The sequence below is a fragment of the Streptomyces sp. NPDC017991 genome (assembly GCF_044328075.1).
In the GTDB taxonomy this organism is placed as follows: Bacteria; Actinomycetota; Actinomycetes; order Streptomycetales; family Streptomycetaceae; genus Streptomyces.
On the sequence record NZ_JBIRGP010000020.1, the window covers coordinates 77,657 to 99,032 of the forward strand.

The following is a 21,376-nucleotide window of genomic DNA, read 5'->3' on the forward strand; positions in this document are numbered from 1 at the left end:
AGTGCCATGCCCGGTACACCAGATGAGCCCGACTTCTCCGGCCTGGGCGGAGGTGAGGACCAGCAGGCTGACGACATCGTGCGGGAGGTGGTGGGCTGGTACAACGCGCAGATCGTCACGGAACGCCGCGCTCCGGTGCCCGACGATGAACGGATCGACGCGCTGAAGGCCGGCCGTGCGGCCGCGCTTGCCGACCAGGAGCGGCTGGCGACCGCCGGTCCGGCGGAGGAGGCCCGGATCGCCAGTGTCTACGCGGCCTGGCTGAGGGACCTCAAGGAGTCGTAGCCCAAGGTCTGCCGCCGTACGGGCAGGAGCCCGACAGGCGGGTGCGACCGGTCGATGCTGGCCGGCTGCATTCGGGGCGGCATCAGAGGCCGTGCGAGCGCGGCGATGTCGTCCAGTTCGGCCCGGTGGCGGGGCAGCGCCCGGCGCAGCGCGTGGTGGAGCTGGAGGAATGCCATGGCTTCCTGCTCGGTGTAGGGGCGCAGCCGTTCCGCGGCGAGTGCCCACGATGCCCGGTGGGAGCCGTCGGTTTCGTGGCGCAGCAGGGCCTGCCCGTCCCGGCGAATCACGGTGATGGCCGCGATCTGCGGGTGCCGCTCGGCGACGGTGACGATATCGGCAAGCGCTTGGAAGCAGGTGTCGTGCCCCAAGTGCGTGGTGAACCGGCCGGTGCCGCCGACTTGAAGTGCCCGGGCGTAGCGCAGTGCGGTAGCCAGCCGGCTGTCGGCCGCCCGTACGGCCAGCACGACGAGCTCCACCGGATAGCCGTCGGCCGCGAAGGGCAGGGCGCTGTCGAGGAACTCCTGAACGCTGCCGGGGGCCGCCTCGATCAGGACATCGCCGCGGCGGTGGCGTACGTACTGCTCCGCCTGGGAGAACCACGCCCGGTAGTCGCTGCGGATGGCCGCCCCTGCACTGCGGGGATCGTCGCGCAGCAACTGGAAGTAGTCGGGGTGCGAGGCTTTGAAGTCGTCGCCGACCAGTCGTGCCGTGCCGGTCCGCATCGCCCGCCGGACCATCCTGGCGGCCAGCAGCTTCCCCGCCCCGGGCTGACCGATCACGTACACGGCGCGCGGGTCGTCCTGGGGCGTGATGCCTGCCAGGACCGTCGGGGTGATCAGTTCGTCGAAGACCCAGCGGTGTTCATCGGCCGACAGCCGGTGGTAGGCGACCCCGGGCGGCCTCGCGGTGGGCTGGGCGGTGCGGCGGACCGGCTCGGACCAGGCGGCCGCGCGCTCGCTGTCGCGCTGCACCGCCAGGCGCCGGTCCTCGCCTACCTGTTCGGTGTGCACGCGCCGGTCGGTACGGGCCAGGTCGCGGCGGAAGGCGGCGGTCTCGGGCGCGGTCCACGGCCGTGCCCGCTCCACCCGCACGGCCCGGTCCGCCGCCGGCCGGCGCCGCCAGTTGCCCTCGGGGGTGAGCTCGTTGGCGTACAGAACCGTGTTGTCGCGCCGTAGGACGGTGACACGGTCGGCGAGCTGCTCGGTCTCGATGACGGCCAGCGTGGCGAGCAGGCCCTTCGCGCAGGTGTCGTGGTTCTCCCATGACACGTACCGGCCGCCGCCGACGGCGGCGTCACTGAGGAAGCGGTCCACGATCCCGAGCTGGCTCAGCGCCTCCGCGGTGGCCAGCGCCACCACCTCGATGCGGTGGCCGGCCGCGCGGTAGGCGCGGGAGGAAGCGCGGAATTCGTCCGGGTCGGCGAGCGCCGACTCCACCACGGCGTCCAAGCCCATCTCGCGCACGTGGGCTTCGACGGCGGCCTGCCACCGTGCGGTGTCGGGGCGTACCAGGGCTCCGGCTGTACGGACGTCGGCCGCCAGGGCGTCGGCGTAGTGGCGGTGGAAGGGCCTGTACAGGTCCCGGCCGACCCGGGCCGGTCCGCCGCGGCGCTCCAGGACCGCCTGGACGAGGTCGGCGATCTCGGTCTTTCCGGCCCCGGGCTGCCCGGCGACGAGTACCACCACGGGCCGTTCCTGAGGGACAGCGCCGCTGGTCCAGGCCGGCAGGATCTGGGATGCCAAGATCTCCGTGTGCTGGTCTGCTGCCAGCACGACCGGGATGACGTCCGCGTCCTTCACTGCAACCCCTCGAACTCGCCCGTACCGATCGTCACCTGTCACCGCCGTACGAACGCTGACCAGCCCCGGGGAAGCTCCGGGCCGGTCAGCGCACCCCCTCTGTTCAGCGAACGCGTCCGAGGTGGATCACACTGACACGGACCTGCTGGTCGCTGATCTCGTACATCACGCGGTAGATCCCGACATGGATACGCAGCAGGTCGGCGCTGCCGAACGCACCGTCGGGACGCGGTTCGTCGGTGAGGCGGTCGACGGCGGTGAACACCTGACGCACCCCGGCCGGGTCGTCTTTGGCGAGCCGCTCCGCCTGAGCGAGGGCCTCGGGCTCCCAGATGACCTCGTAGCTCACGCCTCAGCTCCGCCGAACACGCGGCGGTACGCCTCGTCATGCGGGACGCCGGCATCGTCGCCGCGGGCCTGGCGCGCATGGTAGGCGGCCAGGGCCCGCATCTCCTGCAGTTCGAGGGCATCGGCGGGGGAGACCAGTATCGCGATGGTCTGCCCGTGGTCGGTGATGGCGACCGGTTCACGGGTGGCGCTGACTTCGCGTGCGATGGCGCCCAGGCGGGCGCGGGCTTCCACGATCGAGTAAGTCGTCTCCGTCATGCACACCACCTTACATAAGTGTGCACCTCGCACAGACCGGAATAGTGGCGGCAGTGCCGCAGCAGGCCCCACTGTGAACGCCAGCCTGACACGTCGCCTCACCCGACAGAAGGGCCCGTACGGTATTCGTACGGTCGAAGTACGCGATTCTTACGGTTCATAGGGTAGGGTGTGGGTCAGGAGGTGTTCCATGTCCGAGATGTTCGATGCGGTCGACGCGCTGGTTGCGTCCCGCTCTGCTCTGCCGTCGGCGGAGGAGCGCAAGCGGCTGCGGGTCGCGCACGGCCTGACGCTGGACGACGTGGCCGGCGCTCTGAAGGTGCGGCGGGCCACGGTGTCCGCCTGGGAGTCGGTGAAGAAGCCGACGGAGCCGCGCGGCCCGGAGCGTGAGGCGTACGCACGACTGCTCAAACAGCTCGCGGAGCTCTACCCCGCTGCTGATGTCAACGCCCCAACGCCCAGCCAGGACACGGCCGTTCCCGCAACGTTCGCGGGCGCTCCCGCCCCGGCGCCGGAAGCGCGGACTCTGTCCACAGGTCCGGCGCCTGAGGCTGCGGTCATGACGACCGAACAGAACACCCAGCCCAGTCCCGCCACCGCTCCGGCCGCCGCATCGCGTCCGGCGCCCGCCGCCAGGCCGTCGTCGACGTCGCGTCGCCCGGCATCAAGGAAGGCGGCCCCGGCGAACACCCCGGCTGGCGCCGACCCGCGCTTCGCCAACGGTCCGCTCGCCGTCGTCGACGTCGACGACGACGACGACGGGCAGGTCCTCGCGTACTGCGTCGGCGGCCTGGTCCTGGACGTGCCCGCCAAGTCCCTCCCGTCTCTGGTCGATTGGACGCTGAAGGAGGCCCTGCTCGGTCAGCCGAAGCTGTCCGGCCCGGGCAAGGACGCCGACCCACTGATCGTCCTCACCGAGTCCGCGCTGGAACGCTACGGTCTCCCGGCCACCCTCACGGATGAGGAGCGCCTCGCCGGGCGGATCCCCGAGGGCCACAAGGTCATCAAGCAGCTGGTCCGCGCGGAGTGGAAGCTGACGAAGCGGGGGTTCGGGCCGTGGGCGCGGATCTACCGCCCGGCCACCGGTTCGGAGCGGGCCTGCGTGCAGCTGTGCATCCCGTCGTGGAACGCGCTCGATCCCCGCAGCTGGGGCCACGCCGGGCAGTTGGCGCCGGCGGACCTCGCCCGGCTCCTGGGTGTGTACGCGACCCGGGTGATGACACCGCGCGGTTCCACCGCCGTCACCAGCCTGGAGCTGATGACCGGCTTCCACCCGCCGACCCGCGCCTCGGAACCGGACGCCGACGGTAAGCGGCACTCCGAGCACAACCCCGGCTCGCTGGGCAAGGACCCGGTGGACTGCGCACCGTGCGAGGCGCCGGACGGGCACCCGCTCCTGAAGGATCTGCCGCGCTTCCACACGCGGACCCCGGCGGAGAAGCTGTTCGAGGAGGCGTACGACTGGGCGCGGCCGTTCACCGACGCCGAATACACCCGGCGGCACCTGGTGGGCATCGACGTGAACATGGCGTTCGCCGCCGGAGCCAACGGACTGACCGTCGGTCTCGGTGCGCCGACGCAGGTGAAGGCTCCGGTGTTCGATGCGAAGCTGCCCGGTGCGTGGCTGGTCGACCTGTCCCATGTCGACCTGTCGAGGGTGAAGGTCGGCAAGGACAAGTTGGTGGACCTGGACGGCAGTCTGCTGCCGAGCCCGTTCACACCGTCGGGCGAGCGCCCGACGGGCCCGGCCTGGTACGCGACGCCGACCGTGGCGTACGCGGTGGAGCTCGGCTACGACGTCACACCGCTTGAGGCGTGGGTGCGCTACGACTCCGGCCGCTACCTGGACTCCTGGTACAACCGCCTGCGCGACGCCTTCCTCGCCACCATGGCCGACCTCGGCGTCCACGCGGACACGGAGCCGGCCGACTTCCTGGCGGCGATGTCCGGCTGGCGCCAGCGCGACCCGGAGCTGGCGATCGTCGTGGACGCGGTCAAAGGGACCGTCAAGGGCGGCCTGGGCAAACTGCGCGAGCGGCCCCGGGGCGAGGGCTGGAAGTCCGGCGAGCCGTGGCGGGCGCTGTCCCGCCCGACGTGGCGGCCGGACATCCGCGCGGCGGTCATCTCCCGCACCCGCATCAACCTGCACCGCAAGATGATCCGGCATGCGGCGTTCACCGGGCAGTACCCGGTGGCGATCCTCTCCGACTGCGTCGTGTACGCGGTCGACGGCGAATCGCCGCTGGACTTCCTGCCCTACAAGGACGGCAAGCCGCTGCCGGGCGGATTCAAGCTCGGCATCAACCCGGGCCTGGTCAAGTGGGAGGGCACCCAGGAGCTGCTATGGGGCGAAGGCGTCCGCGAGCAGTTCAACGCGCCGGAACTCAACCTCGCCCGGTACATCAAGGACGGCACCGTCACCAACGTCGACAACGGGGAGTAGGTAGGAGATGAGCCTGTTCGGGGACGGCCTGGACGCCGCGGTGCAGAAGGCGTTCACCCGCCCGGCGCCCAAGAGCGCGGGCGCGCAGATGCGGTACCTGGTCAAGCAGCTGGGGGGCACCAAGGCGGTGGCTAAGATGCTGCGGGTCTCCCAGCGCACCGTGGAGCGGTACGTGAAGGACCAGATCAAGAAGCCGCGCCCGGACCTCGCCGCCCGCCTGGAGCGCGAGGTGAAGGCACGGTGGCAGCCGCAGATCCGGGCGAAGGCCCGGGAGAAGGCGGCGACGACGGGCGGCATCGTCATCGACACCCGCGCCCGCATGGGCTACACCGCACCGATCGGATCGACGGACCAGGACCGCATCCGGCACCTGACCATCGCGCTGCCGCCCCACTACGCCGCACGCCTCTTCGATGCCCAGGAGGCAGGCGCCACCGACCAGGAGCTCAAGGAGATCGCGGCCGAAGCACTCAAGGAGGTGTACTTCCAGGACAACGGCCGCCGCGCCGGACAGCTGGAGGAAGTGCGCCTCACAGACATCGAGCATCTGGAGTTCGATCTTTAGGGGCCGTTGCCCGAACAGCCCGCGAGGCCCGGACCACATTGTGGTCCGGGCCTCGCCCGCATGGACCTGATGCCGACACCTAATTGGGCAGGGCATCGGCCAGCAGCTGGTCCGGGCAGCCGCGGACATCGAGCGTCGCGAGACCGCCGGATGCCGACCGGCTACATGTGGGACGAGGATCTGGCGCACATGTACGAGAGGGGGGTTTCATCGTCTCCCCGCCGGAGATGGCCGCGTTCTTCCTGCGTGAGAAGGTGCAACCTGTACGCGCCCTCTGCTCCCGCGCTCAACTTGAAAGAGGGCTCCCTGCGGCTCGGGTGTGTCCACCGCCTGGGAACTGCGAAACGAGGCGTCGGAATATCCCGTGTCTGTAACGCAGTTGACGTTCTCAATCACTCCCACCGGCAGGAGTGTTTAGTCTTCCGTTATGGCAGGAGAAGAACCCCCGGATCCACCCCCTGGTCTAAGCCCTGGGCTACTCCCTGATGGGCACTACGACGTGCGCAAAGGGGCTGCCGCCTACGCGCCGATTGTTGGCGCGTTTGGGGCCCTCGCCATCCCCACGGTCATGGTCCTCTTCACCTCACCGAATCCGGGCGACAAAACACTCGTCACGTTGGCGACAGGGCTGCTCGTGATCGCCACGATGGCCAGTCTCACGGGATCAATCGGCTTGGCGGCCATAGGTGCGGAACAGCATGAAACCGCAAACCTGCCACCAGCAGTGATGTACATAGCGGTGGCCGTGGTCGTGTCGATCGTCTCCGTTCTTGGTGCCTTCGAAGTCCTTGCAGCGATCTATGTGCCCGATTCCCGGCTGCTCTTTTCCCTGATCACTGGAGTAGGCGGAATCGCGGGCGCATACTTCACGTCTTTTGCGGTGGGGGACAGTTGGCGCACAGGTCCCACAGACCTAGCCGTGCGTACTCCGTGGTTGGCCAATCAATGGATCAAGACACCCGAGGATGCCTACCGGCAGGCTTACTGGCTGGCCATTTTGGGGGTGATTCCCCCGGTGCCTGCCATGGTCTTTCGCGTCTACGATGTTCACTTCAAGCCGACCGCGCTGAATGTCAACATCGTGGTTGGGGCCGGACTCCTACTGGCCATGGCGTGCATCTTCCTGGGAGTTCAGCGAACCGCGCACGCGTTCCAAAACGACCAGCAGAAAGCGATCAGGTGGCCCGAGGCGTATGGCACAACCGTGGCTGTGAGCCTCTACACGGCCGTCTTACTCCTCTTCCTTCCATGAAATAGAGGGCTTGCTGCAGCTCCTGGTAGTGCCAGGCTTCCCTGAAGCAGAGATTGTCAGACCTCACTCCTAGGATGCGGTCCGTGGATCGAGACTGGATGCGGCAGCAGCTTGAGGCGTTCGTCGACCTGGCCCTGCGCTACGAACGTAGTACAAGGCCGGGCGACTACGTGGGTGATCCGACGCTGTGGGAGCAGTTGCACCGCGCAGAGCCCACGGTCAAGCAGATCCTGCGGCTCCTGGACCCGCGGCTTGCCGAAAAGATCAACCTCGATCAGATGGCGGGCGAGGCCATGGCCCGCAATGAGGTTCATCGGGGCCTGGGCATTCTGGCCGACATGGACGAATGGGCCGCCCGGCTCGTACCGGATGCACCCGCTCTGCCCGCCGACCAGTTCCACCCCTGGGTATGGGAACCGGCCGCCCCGCTGTGGGGCGCAGAGGCCCGGCAGGACGCCGTCCTGGCTGCTGCCCGCACCGTCAACCGCCGACTCCAGCAGAAGCTGGGGCGCCACGACATCGGCGAGACAGACTTGTGCATGCAGGCCTTCGACATGAAGGACCCCGTCGCAGGGAAGCCGCGCCTGCGGTTCGACGGCGACCGCAACACACCTACATGGCGCGCCCGCCAGGACGGCGCCAAGTACCTCGCGGCCGGCGCCTTCCTCGCCCTGCGGAACGTTGCTGCTCACGAGGATGCGGTGACCTGGACCGAACAGGAGGCGTTGGAGCACCTGGCGACCCTGAGCGTCCTGGCCCGCTGGATCGAGCAGTGCGTGGTGGAGCGCGCGGCCTAGACCCAGATCTCGTGCTCGTTGCGGTAGTGCGGCCACGGCTGCCCGGCCTGCCGTGCGGCGAGGACGTGTTTGATGCCCGCGGCCCACGAGCCTGGTTGCAGGAGCTCCATCAGATAGCGGTCCAGCTCAGAGCGGCGCATCTGCAGTGTCCAGCCAGGTGTCATCGTCAGACCGCCCGGCAGTGTCACGGACCGCAAGCGTTCCTGCTGGTGGATCTCCATGATGACCTCGCCCTGCTGGAGGTTCGCTTTGCCCGGCGGGCGGACCCAGCGCGCGTCCAGGCCGGTGGCTTGGAGCAGGCGGGTCAGTACGGGACCGGAGGTCTCCACGGTCGCCACGGCGTAGTCGCCGATCAGCCGGGCGCAGGTCACCGGGTGCAGCGGGTAGTTCGCCCAGGGCACCCGCAGCGGGTCGCGTGCCGTGCTGTCCAGGCTGGTGACGTGGATGTTGTAGTCCTCCCGGCCGGCCGGGATCCCTGCCCGTTGCAAGGCGCCGTCGACGGCGTGCTGATGACGTTCGTTGAACTGCTCGGAGGACATGCCTTGCTGGGCGCATGCGTACTGGTCGACAACGAACAGGGCCCGGCTGCCGGGCACCGGCGTGGCGTAGATGCCATCGGTTGCGGCCCGTTCCAGGGCGTCGCGCAGCACGTCCAGGTGGGTGCGCAGCGGCAGGTCCAGGTCGTACAGGAGTTCCGAGGCGTTGTTCCCTGGCAGCGGGCCGCCGTCCAGCACCGCAGCGCGGGCCTGGTTGATCCGCCGTAGCTGCGCGCTCCTGCTGTTCTTCTCGTTGGTCTTGATCTCTTCCGTGCGGGGTGAGTGCACACCGTCCCAGACAGTGATGTCGCCGATGCGCAGGCAGTTCGTCAGGTCGTGCATGAGTGCGAAAGCCCCGTCCTCTTTGAAGGCTCGCTCGATGCGTTCGCGTTCCGCCTTCAACCCCGTCTTGCCGTACATCAGCCCGGGCGATTGGTTGCGACACAGAGCAAGGATGAACGGGCGGTGGAAGTTGAAGGCGCGCCAGGCCAGCGCGTCACCCACCGAGCGCAGCTGACGGGCCAGACGGTCGCACACCTCTAGCTCGAACCGCCAGGTCGTCACGGCGGCGAGGTCACGGCCGGACTGGGGCTCCGGTGCCTCTGGGTGCGGCCCCTTGCCGCCGCCCATCCGCTTGACGACACGCTTGAACCCGGCACGGTCCTTTTCCACGTCCAGCAGGCGATCGAGCAGGTCCCGTTGAAAGACGACCCCATCCTCCATCGTCTCGCACTCGCGGAGTTGCTGAATGAGCTGGACCAGGACCGGCTGCATCGCCTGATGGCGAGGGTGCATCACCATGTCGTCGGGGCTGTAGGAGTCGGCGTGGAACAGGCTCATCGTGCAAGTGTGGCGATCACTGCGTTCCGCTGCTGTGGTTTTCCGAACCGCCGAAGCCATGTTCGAGGCGTCCAGCGCCTGGTCCAGGGTCAGCTTCGGGGCCCCGGCGGGTGCTTCCTCGCAGTCGACGGCGTGGATGACACCCCGGCCGGTGCCGCGGCCGCCGTCCAGCTTCTGCAGGACCCATCCCATCGGCTGGCGCTCCCCGAGGATCTGCTGCTCCGGTATCGGCGGCGGCAGCCGGGTCGTAGGGCGTCGTCGTACGAGGCGCCGGGCATGGGCTTCACGTGATCAAATGTCCGCAGTTTTCAGGACCTCCTCCGGGACTGAGAGGGGTATCTGTTACTCAGAGGCGGGACGCATCCCTGATGGGTGATGATGTTGCGGTGAGTCTGGACCTGAGTAACTACGAACTCCTGTGGCCCGCAGAGCTGCTCGCGTCCGAAGGCGAGCGCATCCTTCGCACCTCGGACTCTTCATGGGCGGACCGAGCGACCTGGCTCATCACCGAGGCCCTGGCCGGCACCACCGCGGTCGCGGACTTCAAGGAACTGCCAGACCATGATCCGCCCACGGACGACCCCTGGTTGTCGACCACTCCGGGCTGGGGCGGCCGGGCCGGGATGGGGAAACGGGAGTGGTTCACCGGACTGGTCAACCGGGCGGGCGAGCTCCGGCATGCGACAGCCCCGCGGCCCTACTGGCCGCAGCGCCGAGGCAGTGGGCTGTCGCACGACGGCAGCACTACACGAGACACACGGCGTGACTTCGCACAGATCGTGGGTGAGTTCGAGGACAAGGGCTATCTGGTTGAGGTGTTCGGCGAGGAATGCGTCGACGATCACAGTGAGCTCCCGGATGCTTGCGAGGTGATCGACAGGCGCTTGGGCATCCCTGATCTGTGGCCTCTGGCACCGGAGACGTGGGACGAAGACACCTTCTACGGGCTGATCGAGGTGTTCCACGACCTGGTGAGCCGTCCCCGCATGCGGCGCTATCACCGCTACAGCGACTGTGGACATCACTACGGGGAGTTCCACAACGGTCCGGCACGCGTCCTGTACCGGTGGAAGGTCAACCAGCTCCTGCGCTCGGCTGGCATCGAGTACGAACTCGCCACGGAAGGCGAGGACCTCGGGCGCCTGGTCGCCGTCACTGACGATGCTCGCAGCCAGCTGGTACACCGCACCCTCACCGACAGCCCGTCCGACACCACCGCCGGCGTTCGCCACGCCATCGCGCTCTTCCGCAGCCGCGACACATCGGCTGAGGGCAAGAGATCGGCGATCTTCAACCTCGCCCGCATCCTCGAGGAACGCCGCGCGCTGATCAAAGAGCACCTCCACACGAAGGACGAAGGCGCCCTGTTCCAGATCGCCAACAACTTCGATCTGCGACACAGCAATGCCGGTCAGCAACGCGAGTACGACGAAGCGTTCCTCGACTGGATCTTCTGGTGGTACCTGGCCACGGTGGAACTGACCAACCGGCTGATCGCGTCACGGACCCCCGCCTCAGCCCTGCGGATCAATCTTGAAAGCCGTGTTCGAAACCCTTGAGCACGGGATCGAGTTCAACCACCGCACTACACAGTGAGCACAACCGGGTGCCGGGATGCTCTGCGGCGTCCAGCGCCTGGTCCAGGGTCAGCTTCGGGGCCCCGGCGGGTGCTTCCTCGCAGTCGACGGCATGGATGACACCCCGGCCGGGGCCGCGGCCGCCGTCCAGCATCTGCAGGACCCAGCCCGACGGCCGGCGCTCCCCGAGGATCTGCTGCTCCGTCGATGGCGGCGGCAGCCAGGTCGTGGGGACGTCGTCGTACGAGACACCGGACACAGGCTTCACATGGTCGGGGACCTGTACCCACACCACGTACCAGACGGGCTCCACAGTCCCCGTAGGCGTGTTCTGCCAGGACGGGACGGCCACCTTGTACCGCCAGACGCCCGGGACCTGTTGGCGCTCCGTGAGGCGGCCGGTGACCTCCTGGCCGTCGGGCAGGACCACGATGATGGGCGGCGGCTCCGGCTCGGGTGGCGTGTCCGCCACGGCTACGCCGCCTCCTGGCCCTCGCGGTCCTCACGTGCGAGGGCGTGCTTGAGCTGGGAGCGGGCATTGAGCCGTTCGGGTCCGGCGACGTCGTTCCAGAAGGTGTGCGTGACGATCGCGGCGGTGAGGTCGCGTACCCGCTCGCGCAGCGCGGCGGCTTCCTGCTGCTCCTGCTCCGTCCAGCCCGGCGAGTCCGGGTACGCGCGGGAGGTGGTGAGCCAGTAGCCCTCGGGGCGCTGCCAGGCCTGCGTCGGTTCGGCGGAGTAGGGCAGCCGCTTGTGCAGGGCGGTGAGGTCGGCCCGCATCTGGGTGAGTTCCTGCTGCGCTGCGATGAGGTCGCCGGGGTAGTCGTACGTTGTCGCCACGGCCCAAACAGTAGTTCGACCCGGCGGCTGCACTGCTCGTACGACGCAGCGGCACTGCGCGCCCGGCAGCTTCTGCTGATGACGGCTCAGGGCTGGTCAGGCGGGGTGTCGTGCAAGTACCAGCCGTGGGTGGCCATGCACTCCTTCGTCCACTTCATCAGCAGGTGTGAGCCCTCTTTGACACGGCTCAGGTCGTGGCCGCAGTCGTTGGCGAACCACTGGACGAGAAGGCCGGCCGCCGGGCGGTCCACGTCGCCGGTGTCGCACACCGGGCACAGCTCCAGGTGGATCGGCCGCCCGTGTTCGTCGTTCTGCGGCGCCACCCCGCTCATGATGAGGTCGCCCCGGCAGCGTGAACACTGCGGCAGCCGGTCTGAGAACTCCAGCAACGCCATGGCCAGCCCCCTTGATCTGGACGTGGCCCTCCACCCAAGACCCGCTGACCTACGCCGTCAACCCTTCCCGCAACGGTGGGGCGCCCGCCACGGAGTCTGTCCACAGGGGCACGGGTGTCTGCTGGATGAATGATCGACAGCGACGACACGCAGCAGCCGGCCCCGCGCCGCAACAGCTTCCTGGACGCCCTCAAGCGGGCGGAGCGCAAGGTGTTCACCCGGTCCGCGCCGAAATCCGCGAAGGCTCAGATCGAATTCCTCTACACGCGGGCCAAGCGGTCGACGAAGGCCCTCGCCGAACAGCTGGGCGTCTCGCCCCGCACCGTGCAGCGCTACCGCGCCGGACAGCAGACGAAGCCTCAGAAGAGGCTCCAGGCAGCCCTGGTGGAGGAGACCGAATCCCAGTGGCAACCGCAGGTCAGAGCGCAGGCGCGGGAGCGTGCGGCGACGACTGGCGGTATGCAGGTGGAGGTCTACGCCTACTTCGGATTCGAGTGCACGGGGAGCTCGGACGACGGCCGCGAGCGGTTCATCAGCACGGCGATCTCGCCTGCCTACGCCGCTGAGATTCTCCATCTCCAGGAGGCCGGTGCGACGGAGGAAGACCTCCATCCGGTCGTCGCGGAGGCCATCACCGAGTCCTATTTCACGGAATGGGGATCCCGAGCCCAGGGTCTCCGAGCAGATTTCACGCACGTGCGGTCGATAGAGATCGAGTTCTGACCACACGTAATTCTGGGCCTGCTATAAACCTTATTCACGGGCAGCCGCGCAGCGCTCTGGCGGCGGCCCGCTCCTTACTCCGCACCCCGAATGCGAGGCCCTGATGAGTACCCCCTGGACCCGGCGCAGTGTCCGCCGGCCTCTCGCCGCTCGCGTGGCGGCGCCCCGCGAGCCAGCCGACCCCGCACGCATCGGACGGCGGGTCGTGCGTCGCCGGGCGACGGGGATGTCGGCGGCCGACGTCGCGTCGGCCCTCGATGACGCCCGCTTCGACGCGCGCCAGGACTCGCGGTACGAGCACCTGGCCGACAACGAACGCGGTCGCGCGGAGCTCGCGGAGTGGGAGCGCCTCGGGCAGTTGCTCGCCGACGCGGGCCCGGACGCGGTGTACGACCCGGACGCCGACGACGTCGTCCAGGCGGAGCTCGCCGTCGACGCCGCGGCCGCCGCCGCCCGGGAAGCCGAGCTGCGCGAAGCCGCCCGGATCGCCGCCCGCGCCGATGAGTTCCAGGCGCTTCGCGAGCTGGGCACGCTGGAACAGATCGAACCTCGCACCGGGGACGAAGCCGTCCGGGACGAACTCACCCGGCGAGCCGGCGGGTACGTCCAGGCCGACGTCGACGGCTGGCTCGCGCACGCTCTGGCCGCGCACCTCGGGCACTACCGCGATCCGGCCGCTCGCGAGGAAGCCGCCGACCTTCTTACACCGCCGGTCCTCGCGCACGCCGCGCTGCTCGCCGAACTCGCCCGCCTGGTCCCCGGGGCCGACGTCGACCAGCTGGCGTTCGCGGCCCGGCTCGCCACCACCGAGCCCGAAGCCGCCGGTGCGCTCGCCGCGTTCCTCACCCGCGCCCGGCCGTAGCACCGCATCCGTCGTGATCACCGAGGGTGACTGTCACGCTGTCACGCCGACCGGTGTCACGCACCCGGATCCGGCTGTCACGTCGGGGTGTCACGCTGACGATCCGGCCCGGAACCACGGGCCCGGCCCCGGATCCGGGCCTGGGCCACCTCGCCGATCAGCGTGACGTCCCACCCGAAGCGACTACGGTCCGCATCCGGTGCCTTATGCCGCCCCGCCGAAGAGCTTTGACCGTTTGCCACTTGTCTTTGACCCGCGGCTGCCCCTTGCCGGTCCTGAAATGGGTTGTTTCGCGCGAACGCTGTCGCGCCTCCCGAGGACCGGCCTACCGTGCGATGCCATGGAGATCGAGCTGACTGACGATGACCATCTGCGGGCCCTGGCGGCGCTGGAGGCCATCGTCGGCAACAACGACGCGGGCCTCGCAGCCCTGGGGATGGGGAGTGAAGGAGAGCGGCCGCTGCCCGCGCTCTTGGCCGCGTACGGGAGGCACACGCTGGAGCGGATCCTGGTCGCGGCGTTCGGCATCACCGCGAGCACGGACAGCGGCGAATCCAGTCGGCTGGTCACGGAGCTGAACGCCAGCCCGCAGGCCCGCCTCACCTTCCTCCTGACCGAGGCCCTGCGCCAGCAGGCGGCTTTGGCCGACGACGACCTGGCCACGGCCAAGCGGATCGGGATCTCGGTCCTGGGTGCGGTCCACGCGTTCACCGACGCCGACGACTCCGACGCCCTGACCCTGCTGCACGGACTGCGCAACGAAATCCTCCGGGGCAGCTGAATGCCACCCGTCAAAGTTCAGTGACACCAGCCATCCGGCGATCCCTCGCCCGCCTGAACAGGGGGAGCTCCTCGGGCCGATCTGGGGCTGCACCGACCAGATCACGAGCACCGGCGCCCCTGAGGGGCGTCAATGCGGACACTGAACTTCGGGCCCACAGCCATACGGGGCGCGTCGGCACTGACAGCAGGGCAGTGTGTGCGGAGGCTTTCCGCAAAACGCGGAGCCCCCGGCCGCTGAGCGCGGCCAGGGGGCTTTAAGGGGTTCCGATTCAGACAGTGCGCCGGAAGCGGATGCAGCGGAGGAGCGGTATGAACGCCAAGCTGGTCATTCCAAGCGGGACCTGCGGAAGTAGGTAGAGCATGGTGCCAGCGATGACGGTGTTGAACGCATCCTGCCACTCGGGGAGACGATACTGGAGCCTGACGGGCTTCCAGCGCTGTGGTTGCATGGTGATGTCCTTCGTGCGATAGCTCTCGTACCGTGCGGACGTTTCGGGGATCGCCCTGGCAGGGGCGATCCCCTTCCGCGTTGTGGACGACGGTATGCCGTGGCCACTGAGCCTGATGTCGACATGGAGCGGGCATCGGCCACTAGACCAATTCGGGTCCTCACCTGCGTGGTTAAGCTTCGTACCCCAGTTATGGGGTAGGGCTGCAGAGCGCTGACCTGCGGCTTTCTCGCGCCAATCCACGCAGTTCACGTTCAGTTCTGCTGAAACGGCTGAAACTCGCCCTGCGAAGCGCTCCTCGCTCGCAGGCGCGCCGGGCCGACAACAGCTGCTCAGAAGACCGACACCGCATTCGGACGGCTGCCGCAGTGGCCCCTAATGCTTCGCCCCCGACGCCACTCAAACTTGGTACAGGACACTCGCCCGCCTGAACAGTGGGCCGATCTGTGTCATCGGACAGCGGACAGGACCGCCACCTCGGCAGCACCCCGGGACCGAGGTTTCTGGCGCCCGGAGCCGCGCCCTCGTACGAGCCGCCGGGATCGTCCCTGGGCGCCCGGGGAGTGCGGAAGAATCGCCGGGGTGACCGTCGACAGCGCCACCGCCGCGTTCTACGCCCAGGCCCTGCAGAGCACCGCCGCCGACCCGAGCCGGTGCACCGTGCCGTGGGGCGTGTGCCCCGAGCACGGCGGCACTCTCAAGGCCCGTGCGCGAGCCACCGCGGGCTTCGACTCCTGGTGCACGGACTTCACGTGCTTCAACGTCTGGCCGTACGACCGGCTGGACGCGGCCTGCACCGAGCCGGCCACTCACACCGTCCAGGCCGACAACGGCGACTGCTACGTGGTCTGCGACGGCCACGCCCTGACCGCCCGCACCCAGATCACCGACGGCCAGGTCCTCCCCGGCCTGCCCGCCTGAGCACCCGGGAAGCGCGATGACGAAGCACGAATACCAGGTCGTGGCCCGGTGCACCGACCCGTCCCACCCGGGCGCCACCACCCTGATCTACACCACCCACGCCACCTCGATCGAGAAGGCCGCGGCGAAGGTCCAGGCGCTGCGCCTGGCCAAGATGGCTTCGGGGCTCTACCGCATCACGCAGGTGACGGAACGCGACCCGGAGTGCACCTGCGCCACCCCCGGATTCGGCGGGCAGTGTGCCAGCGAACCCTGGTGCCTGAAGGTGGAGGAAGCCGCTGCCGCGCGCCCCGTGCCTGACTAAAGCTCTGCCTCGGCCCACCGAGTGGCTACGACCTGCGGGTCGTAGCCACCGTAGTCCCGGTAGACACGCCAGGCCGTGGCACGGATGTCAGCGAGAAACTGGACGGACAGCTCGACCTCCCGATGCCCGGACAGGTAGACACCGACGTGCCTGATCAGCTCTTCTTCCTCCTCTGGGGTGCTGCGGGAGAAGAACTTGAGGACGTACCCGGCGAACGTATGGACGGTGCGGGGTGCAGTGTCAGGGCGGGCTGCAAGGGCAATGCCTGTTTTCATCTTCTTGAAGGAGTACCCGTCGAGATTGGTGCGCCAGGAATCCCAGAAACCAGCTTCGTTGGGGTTCCCGAGCATGCCGATCAGGCGGAGGAGCTGGTGAAGGTCAGTGCGATCGCGAGTTGCGTCATCCATGGCTGGGGAGCCTAGGACGAGTTCGCTGGGACCCGCAGGCCTTCACCGACCAGGCCGCCCGCAGCACACGGCCTGGTGTGGGCGCCTCATCCCTACACACCCACCGTTCACCGGAGCCCCGTAGGAGCCCGCCTCGCGCGCACTCGCAAGCAGCAGGGAACGTAGCCGTGGGCTGAGTTCTTCCGGAGCGGTCCCATGCTCGGTTGCCCAGCGATACCGTGGTGAGACACGCCAGTTCTGCCCTCTGGAGCCCTCGAATGAGCGAGAAGCCGGCCCCCGCCGACCACGCCCGGCAGCAGCTGGAGCCCGGCGCCGCTGACGGGTTGCGCGCGTACGCGGCCAGGACCCGCGAGAGCGCCGACCAGTTCGCCGCCGTCCTGGAGGAGATCGCAGAAAACGGGCTGCCCTCGGTGGAGGACTGCACGCCATGGGAGGAGCTGCGCGAGAGCCACCTCGCCCGGCTCGCTGCCCAGCGCCCGGCCGTCGCCTGATGCCGTCGGTGCACGGGCCCCGCCGCGCCCGGATCGTCTTCTCCGACTCCGCCGCGAAACAGCTGGAGAACATCAGCAGCGAGGCGGAACTCCACGCCCTGGACCGCGCCCTGGTTGTCGTCTCCGTCGACCCGGACGTCGGCGAGCCGATCCCCGGCGACGCCGCCGGCCCCCAACTGCGCCAGTACGCCGACGAAGTTGAGCGCGTACGCCTCCTGTACTGGGTGAGTGCTTTGCGCACCGTCGTGGTCGTCGCGTACATCGAGGTCTAGCCGCCGAAGGAGCCCAACGTGCCGTCCGTATTGCAGCAGCTGTCCGCTGGCCGTCAGATCACCTCGATGCGCATCGCGCTGGAATGCTCCACCACGGCAACCTCCATCCGGCAGGGACCGGCCGTTCAGGCCGGGACGGACCCGGCCTGGTTCGCGTACCTGTGCCCCGCGCACACCGAGGACCTGCCCGGATGGCCGGGCGCAGCCGGCGCCATCGGCGGTGATTCGCGCCTGGGCTGTGGGGTTGTCCTGGACTACCGGCCCACCGAGCAGGTGTTGCAGTCGCACGCCGACCTGTGGCTCACACCCCTGACCGGGGTGGACCCGCAGACCCTCAAGCACTTCTGGTACGACGTCCTGGACCAGAGCAACCGCGTGGTCCTCGCCCGCCTGGAGGAAGACGGCGGCGAGGACGGACCGCTCCAGAGCCTCTCGATGATGCTGGGCATGGCCGTCCAGAACGCCTCCGAGGGGAACCTCTTCCAATCACTGGTCCCGCTCGCGTACTGCGAGACCGTCTCCCAGGAGCTGTTGCCGCGGCCCGGCCTTGCACCCCAATAGTGGTTAGTACAGATAGTGCTTCTGGTGCGGGTTGTAGATCCTTCCCTCTGAGAGCGGAACTCGCAGAACGGGACCCGATGATCTGCTCTCGCCTGTGACGACGCCCCGGCAGCGTTCCGCCCGCATGATCCTTCCCGGCCCCGTACGGCCGTCTGCGGCATTCTGAGGCCCTCCGGGCTGCCGAGGCGGTGATCAAGGCTGCCGGAGGCCCCCACAGCGCCGCACAGCGCTTCGAGGGCCCGAGGCCCTACTGATCCCATCGGAGCCGCTCCACGATCGTCGTGCCGTCGTCGTCCTTCGCGCTGGTGCTCTTGGCTGCTCCCGGACCGAGCTCTGCTCTCAGGGGGAAGGATCTACAACCCGCACCAGAAGCACTATCTGTACTAACCACTATTGGGGTGCAAGATTCGGCACCGATGACCCCGTCCTTCGAGGGGCTCCGGTGCTCCTGGTGAAGCCCGCCGTTGCTACCGGTTGCCATGTGCAGCGCCCTTGCACCCTTTCCGGCCTGCAGGGTGCAGCGAGGTTGCGCAACGGGCTGCTGCTCCTGGCGGTGAAGGGTGCAAGGCCGATTGCTGCTCGGGGTCGGGGACTGTGGCGCAGTATTCGCACGACCCGTGTCGCACAAGGGTGCTGCACGGGCAGCAGGCCGGCCTCGATCGGACAGCAGCGGGCCCCGGCAAGTTTCCGCCCCCCACGCGCTGCAACGGGACTGCCGACCGCCGCGACCCGGACACGAGCCGTGTGTCGAGCGGCAGCGTGCCGACGTCCCGGCCGATCGACACCGTGTAGTTGGGTTCGGGTCCGTACCCCGCGAGCTCCGCCTCGATCAGGGCTTCCGCCTGCGTAAGAAGCGCACCAAGTGTCCTGTTCGTCCACCGGTGTGCAGTGCGGCCGCCGCGGGGAGCTCCGCAGCGACCAGCTGTATCAGCAGGGCCTCGGAGGGCTGGCGCCCGGTGAGCGGGACACGGGTGCGGTACCCGAGGTCGTCGGCGTCCAGCATGGACAGGAAGACCGTCGCGGTGTCCTCTCGTACCGGCCTGGGTGCGAGCGGGTGGGTGGCCACCACCGTGCTCAGCGCCTTCCACAGCGCGTACGCGTCGGAGTCCGTCTCGATCAGCATCTCCGCCTCGGGGTCCAGCACGGTCTCCTCCAGCGGGGTACGGGTCGGCAGTGCCAGCAGCCTCACCGACCCTGGAGTCCCGCAGGCCCGTACGCCCCGAGATAGACCGCCGCTCCCGCCACGCGGGCAGCAATCTGTGATCCGCTCCCGCCACGCAACTGTGAGGATCGGCAGGACGACCGTGCGCCGCACCCCGCTCGCCTGCTGCTTTCCCCTCCAGGGGAACGTTGTACGCGTACTGCAGCACCCGGGACCGCGCCGCTGCAGCTGGCGGGGAGCCGACCCGCGCCCGGCTCGGCGGCGGCCGTTCGCTGCTCGTGCAGCAGAGAGGGCTGCTGCACGGCGCTACCCGCGTGCTGCACCCTTCCCACCTGCGGGTTTCCCCTCTGGGGGAACGTTGTACGCGGCTACAGCACCTCGGAACGCAGGAACGCAGCGATACGGCTGGGTACTGCCGATCGGCCACCAGCAGCGGCTTTCCCTTCGAGGGGAACGGTGTTCACAGCCCCGGTGAGACTGTCCAGGCGATGCAGGTCAGCGCGTGTGCCGCAGTCCTCGGAACCGGCCAGAAGGGCATGCCCACCAGCAACTTCCCTTCTGGGGGAACGATGTACGCGCACCACCTGCCCCAGACACAGCTACGGCGCCGCACCGTGGGGTGCAGCGCCATGTCACCCGGCCGGGCGGCCGGCCGGGTCAGGAGGCGTGAAGCTGCCTGACGGTCGCCAGGGGCGCGTCGGCATCGTCCGCAGGGTCGGACGTGGGCGGTAGGCCGGTCGCCTTGGTGCCGAGTCGGTAGAACTTCACACCGACGGCGGTGTAGGCGAGCTGCAGCCAGCCGTTCTCGGCGAGCCGGCCGATGCTGCGAGAGGCGCTCGTGGTGCTCAGGCCGACCAGCTTGCCGATGTCCGTGGCCGTGCTGCGCACCGGGTCCCCGATCGGGACGGCGGTGGCGTAGAACATGAGGACCTTGAGGTCGGCGCCCTGCTTGAGCTGGGACCGCAGGAGGAGGTCGTTGAGCTCGGGGGCCTCCATGAAGCGCGGGGCGAACGGCTCAGCCATCGGCGAGGTCATGACGCCTCCTTCTTCTTCTCCGGCGGGCAGGTGGTCGACGGGTGGCGCGCGTGCTTCGTGGCGTTGCGCTGCTGCCCCGAGGTGCCGTCGTAGGCCGCCCGGGGGTTCATCTTGTAGAACTTCACCCGGCCCACCATCTCCGCCTCCAGGAGGTAGCCCCCTCGATGCAGGTTACCCACTGACGTGCTCACCGCGTTCGGACGCAGCTCCAGGTTGATGCCGATCTCGCGGAAACTCTCCCGCAGCGGCTCGTCTCCGGGCGGCGAGTGGAACAGGTAGTAGCTCCACACCAGCTTGTCGTTCTTCGTGTACCCGCTGTCCTTCTTGTACAGCGCCGCGCCCAGCTTCTTGCTGGCGTTCACGTGCCGGCCGCCGCCGCTCCACGAGAAGGCCTTGTCGTCCTTGTCGAGCAGCTCCAGCTGGAGGTACTCGCCGGTGTTCGTGTTGGCTGCTGGCCTTGCCCGGCCCATACCGCTCCTCACCTCGGGCTTTCCCCTAGAGGGGAACGATGTACGCGCCCTGACCGTAGTGGGCGTTTCCCCTGGAGGGGAACCCGCCACGCCGAACTTCACCCGGATCAGCACACGATCATTTCCCCTCCAGGGGAAAGATGCGTCCGGATTGATACTCAACTAGCCCGCAGCGATACATCACATGGCCGCTGAGCTGCGACGATTCAAGATCGCTCTATACGCACTCATCCCGCCGCCGCAACGTGCCGGCTGACACGACGTGGCTGAGGCGGCTTCGCGTGCGGCTCAGTGGGCTCCGTGCGGGCCGTGGAGGGCACCAGCGGCTCTGAGTCTCGGGTGGTGCCGACCGTGACGGACAAGAAGCACCAACAGGCGGGGCTAGCGTCCGTGGTGGGTTCCGCCGCCCGGCCCGAGGGGCCGTTCGGCTCCGGTACCTCCGCACGCCGGAATTCTGCGTTTCCGCTATCCGAGGTTCCGTTCCTCGACTGAAGTCCGCAGCTTCCCAATTCGTGTTCCCTCGCGTGGATTGATGGACCGAATACACACGCCGACGTCTTTTCAAAAAGCAGGCGCCCTGACCGGGTGGTTGGTGGGTGTCCCGTATTTCCCCCAACGGTACATGCTGCATCAACGTGATGCACGCGCTACACTGGAACCCACACGAACGAGCGACCCCCACCCCTCTCGGCCAGCCCGCCCGCGCTAGCGGGCCTCAAGGTTCTGGAGGCGCAGCCGGAAGGACCGTCAGGCGGGGGAGCGCAGCGGACCCGCCCCGGAGTCCGCAGGACTCCCCAACTCCCCAACTGCGCACCCGACTAGCCGCACCCGGTACCCCCTCAATCGGGCGCGCGCACCGCGCGGCCCGCCGTGCCGCGCAGCGGTCGGCCCCACCAGATCCCGAAGCGCAGCGAAGGGATCCGCCCACGCGCCGCGTGGGCGGCGGGAGGGCAGCGACCGCCTCCCTTGCACATCGCGCAGCGATGTGGTACCCGCTCCGCGGG

The 21,376-nt window shown here is 68.6% G+C and carries 25 protein-coding genes; 14 read left to right on the plus strand and 11 right to left on the minus strand.

All coding sequences use genetic code 11. The annotated features are described in order from the left end of the window. Positions 1-6 precede the first annotated feature (6 nt). Positions 7-285: a hypothetical protein gene (locus tag ACH4DZ_RS41190; protein WP_398294368.1), complete on the plus strand. Its 279-nt coding sequence runs from the start codon at positions 7-9 to the stop codon at positions 283-285. Here the strand turns inward: ACH4DZ_RS41190 and ACH4DZ_RS41195 are convergent. From ACH4DZ_RS41195 to ACH4DZ_RS41205, 3 genes are all read right to left on the minus strand, one after another. Next, positions 249-2,084, minus strand: a complete 1,836-nt coding sequence (locus tag ACH4DZ_RS41195; protein WP_398294370.1) for a zeta toxin family protein — start codon at positions 2,082-2,084, stop codon at positions 249-251. The two genes, ACH4DZ_RS41190 and ACH4DZ_RS41195, sit on opposite strands and share 37 nt — an antisense overlap. A 103-nt stretch (positions 2,085-2,187) precedes the next feature. Further along, positions 2,188-2,433, minus strand: a complete 246-nt coding sequence (locus ACH4DZ_RS41200) for a type II toxin-antitoxin system RelE/ParE family toxin (RefSeq protein WP_398294372.1) — start codon at positions 2,431-2,433, stop codon at positions 2,188-2,190. After that, entirely contained in the window at positions 2,430-2,690 is a 261-nt protein-coding gene (locus ACH4DZ_RS41205) for a type II toxin-antitoxin system Phd/YefM family antitoxin (protein ID WP_398294374.1), read from the minus strand. The genes ACH4DZ_RS41200 and ACH4DZ_RS41205 overlap by 4 nt, the downstream gene beginning before the upstream one ends. Before the next feature lie 190 nt (positions 2,691-2,880). Here ACH4DZ_RS41205 and tap point away from each other — a divergent pair, with 190 nt between their 5' ends. From tap to ACH4DZ_RS41225, 4 genes are all read left to right on the plus strand, one after another. Beyond that, on the plus strand, positions 2,881-5,133 hold the full coding sequence (gene tap, locus ACH4DZ_RS41210) for a telomere-associated protein Tap (RefSeq protein ID WP_398294376.1): 2,253 nt from the start codon (positions 2,881-2,883) through the stop codon (positions 5,131-5,133). A 7-nt stretch (positions 5,134-5,140) separates the two neighbouring features. After that, on the plus strand, positions 5,141-5,698 hold the full coding sequence (tpg, locus tag ACH4DZ_RS41215; protein WP_398294377.1) for a telomere-protecting terminal protein Tpg: 558 nt from the start codon (positions 5,141-5,143) through the stop codon (positions 5,696-5,698). A gap of 568 nt (positions 5,699-6,266) precedes the next feature. Further along, complete coding sequence (locus ACH4DZ_RS41220; RefSeq protein ID WP_398294379.1) at positions 6,267-6,950, plus strand: hypothetical protein; 684 nt, start codon at positions 6,267-6,269, stop codon at positions 6,948-6,950. A gap of 83 nt (positions 6,951-7,033) precedes the next feature. Beyond that, positions 7,034-7,747, plus strand: a complete 714-nt coding sequence (locus ACH4DZ_RS41225) for a TIGR02391 family protein (protein ID WP_398294381.1) — start codon at positions 7,034-7,036, stop codon at positions 7,745-7,747. Here ACH4DZ_RS41225 and ACH4DZ_RS41230 read toward each other — a convergent pair. Then, positions 7,744-9,315 carry a hypothetical protein gene (locus ACH4DZ_RS41230; RefSeq protein WP_398294383.1) on the minus strand — a complete coding sequence of 524 codons (1,572 nt, stop codon included), beginning with the start codon at positions 9,313-9,315 and terminating at the stop codon, positions 7,744-7,746. The two genes, ACH4DZ_RS41225 and ACH4DZ_RS41230, sit on opposite strands and share 4 nt — an antisense overlap. A gap of 194 nt (positions 9,316-9,509) precedes the next feature. Here ACH4DZ_RS41230 and ACH4DZ_RS41235 point away from each other — a divergent pair, with 194 nt between their 5' ends. Then, positions 9,510-10,682, plus strand: a complete 1,173-nt coding sequence (locus tag ACH4DZ_RS41235; RefSeq protein WP_398294385.1) for a hypothetical protein — start codon at positions 9,510-9,512, stop codon at positions 10,680-10,682. Here the strand turns inward: ACH4DZ_RS41235 and ACH4DZ_RS41240 are convergent. The 3 genes from ACH4DZ_RS41240 to ACH4DZ_RS41250 all read right to left on the minus strand — a co-directional run bounded on the left by ACH4DZ_RS41240 (position 10,651) and on the right by ACH4DZ_RS41250 (position 11,932). Then, positions 10,651-11,172: a DUF6233 domain-containing protein gene (locus ACH4DZ_RS41240; protein WP_398294387.1), complete on the minus strand. Its 522-nt coding sequence runs from the start codon at positions 11,170-11,172 to the stop codon at positions 10,651-10,653. The two genes, ACH4DZ_RS41235 and ACH4DZ_RS41240, sit on opposite strands and share 32 nt — an antisense overlap. Before the next feature lie 2 nt (positions 11,173-11,174). Next, complete coding sequence (locus ACH4DZ_RS41245; protein WP_398294389.1) at positions 11,175-11,537, minus strand: nucleic acid-binding protein; 363 nt, start codon at positions 11,535-11,537, stop codon at positions 11,175-11,177. An 86-nt stretch (positions 11,538-11,623) separates the two neighbouring features. Continuing rightward, a complete protein-coding gene (locus ACH4DZ_RS41250) occupies positions 11,624-11,932 on the minus strand; it encodes a DUF6300 family protein (RefSeq protein WP_398294391.1) in 309 nt (102 codons plus the stop codon). A 129-nt stretch (positions 11,933-12,061) separates the two neighbouring features. On the opposite strand from ACH4DZ_RS41250, the gene tpg (ACH4DZ_RS41255) reads away from it, so the two are divergent. The 5 genes from tpg (ACH4DZ_RS41255) (at position 12,062) to ACH4DZ_RS41275 (ending at position 15,974) form a co-directional block, all read left to right on the plus strand. Beyond that, a complete protein-coding gene (gene tpg / locus ACH4DZ_RS41255; protein WP_398294393.1) occupies positions 12,062-12,655 on the plus strand; it encodes a telomere-protecting terminal protein Tpg in 594 nt (197 codons plus the stop codon). 103 nt (positions 12,656-12,758) lie between these two features. Beyond that, entirely contained in the window at positions 12,759-13,517 is a 759-nt protein-coding gene (locus ACH4DZ_RS41260) for a hypothetical protein (RefSeq protein WP_398294395.1), read from the plus strand. Between the two features lie 340 nt (positions 13,518-13,857). Further along, positions 13,858-14,298 carry a hypothetical protein gene (locus ACH4DZ_RS41265; RefSeq protein ID WP_398294397.1) on the plus strand — a complete coding sequence of 147 codons (441 nt, stop codon included), beginning with the start codon at positions 13,858-13,860 and terminating at the stop codon, positions 14,296-14,298. A gap of 1,033 nt (positions 14,299-15,331) precedes the next feature. Then, positions 15,332-15,670, plus strand: coding sequence for a hypothetical protein (locus ACH4DZ_RS41270; RefSeq protein ID WP_398294399.1), 339 nt, complete (start codon positions 15,332-15,334; stop codon positions 15,668-15,670). Between the two features lie 16 nt (positions 15,671-15,686). After that, a complete protein-coding gene (locus tag ACH4DZ_RS41275; RefSeq protein WP_398294401.1) occupies positions 15,687-15,974 on the plus strand; it encodes a hypothetical protein in 288 nt (95 codons plus the stop codon). On the opposite strand, the gene ACH4DZ_RS41280 is transcribed toward ACH4DZ_RS41275, so the two are convergent. Beyond that, the gene (locus tag ACH4DZ_RS41280) at positions 15,971-16,381 is read right to left on the minus strand and encodes a hypothetical protein (protein WP_398294403.1); all 411 of its coding nucleotides are present in this window, start codon (positions 16,379-16,381) and stop codon (positions 15,971-15,973) included. The genes ACH4DZ_RS41275 and ACH4DZ_RS41280 overlap by 4 nt on opposite strands. 257 nt (positions 16,382-16,638) lie before the next feature. Here ACH4DZ_RS41280 and ACH4DZ_RS41285 point away from each other — a divergent pair, with 257 nt between their 5' ends. From ACH4DZ_RS41285 to ACH4DZ_RS41295, 3 genes are read left to right on the plus strand one after another with little or no spacing between them, the layout of a single operon-like run. Then, positions 16,639-16,872, plus strand: coding sequence for a hypothetical protein (locus tag ACH4DZ_RS41285; RefSeq protein ID WP_398294405.1), 234 nt, complete (start codon positions 16,639-16,641; stop codon positions 16,870-16,872). Then, positions 16,872-17,144, plus strand: coding sequence for a hypothetical protein (locus tag ACH4DZ_RS41290; protein WP_398294407.1), 273 nt, complete (start codon positions 16,872-16,874; stop codon positions 17,142-17,144). Before ACH4DZ_RS41285 ends, ACH4DZ_RS41290 begins: the two co-directional genes overlap by 1 nt. Before the next feature lie 18 nt (positions 17,145-17,162). Continuing rightward, positions 17,163-17,705, plus strand: a complete 543-nt coding sequence (locus tag ACH4DZ_RS41295) for a hypothetical protein (protein ID WP_398294409.1) — start codon at positions 17,163-17,165, stop codon at positions 17,703-17,705. A gap of 829 nt (positions 17,706-18,534) precedes the next feature. Here ACH4DZ_RS41295 and ACH4DZ_RS41300 read toward each other — a convergent pair. From ACH4DZ_RS41300 to ACH4DZ_RS41310, 3 genes are all read right to left on the minus strand, one after another. Further along, the gene (locus ACH4DZ_RS41300; RefSeq protein ID WP_398294410.1) at positions 18,535-18,894 is read right to left on the minus strand and encodes a hypothetical protein; all 360 of its coding nucleotides are present in this window, start codon (positions 18,892-18,894) and stop codon (positions 18,535-18,537) included. Between the two features lie 630 nt (positions 18,895-19,524). Next, the gene (locus ACH4DZ_RS41305) at positions 19,525-19,902 is read right to left on the minus strand and encodes a hypothetical protein (RefSeq protein ID WP_398294412.1); all 378 of its coding nucleotides are present in this window, start codon (positions 19,900-19,902) and stop codon (positions 19,525-19,527) included. Further along, positions 19,899-20,372: a transcriptional regulator gene (locus ACH4DZ_RS41310; protein ID WP_398294414.1), complete on the minus strand. Its 474-nt coding sequence runs from the start codon at positions 20,370-20,372 to the stop codon at positions 19,899-19,901. The genes ACH4DZ_RS41305 and ACH4DZ_RS41310 overlap by 4 nt, the downstream gene beginning before the upstream one ends. Positions 20,373-21,376: the final 1,004 nt, after the last annotated feature.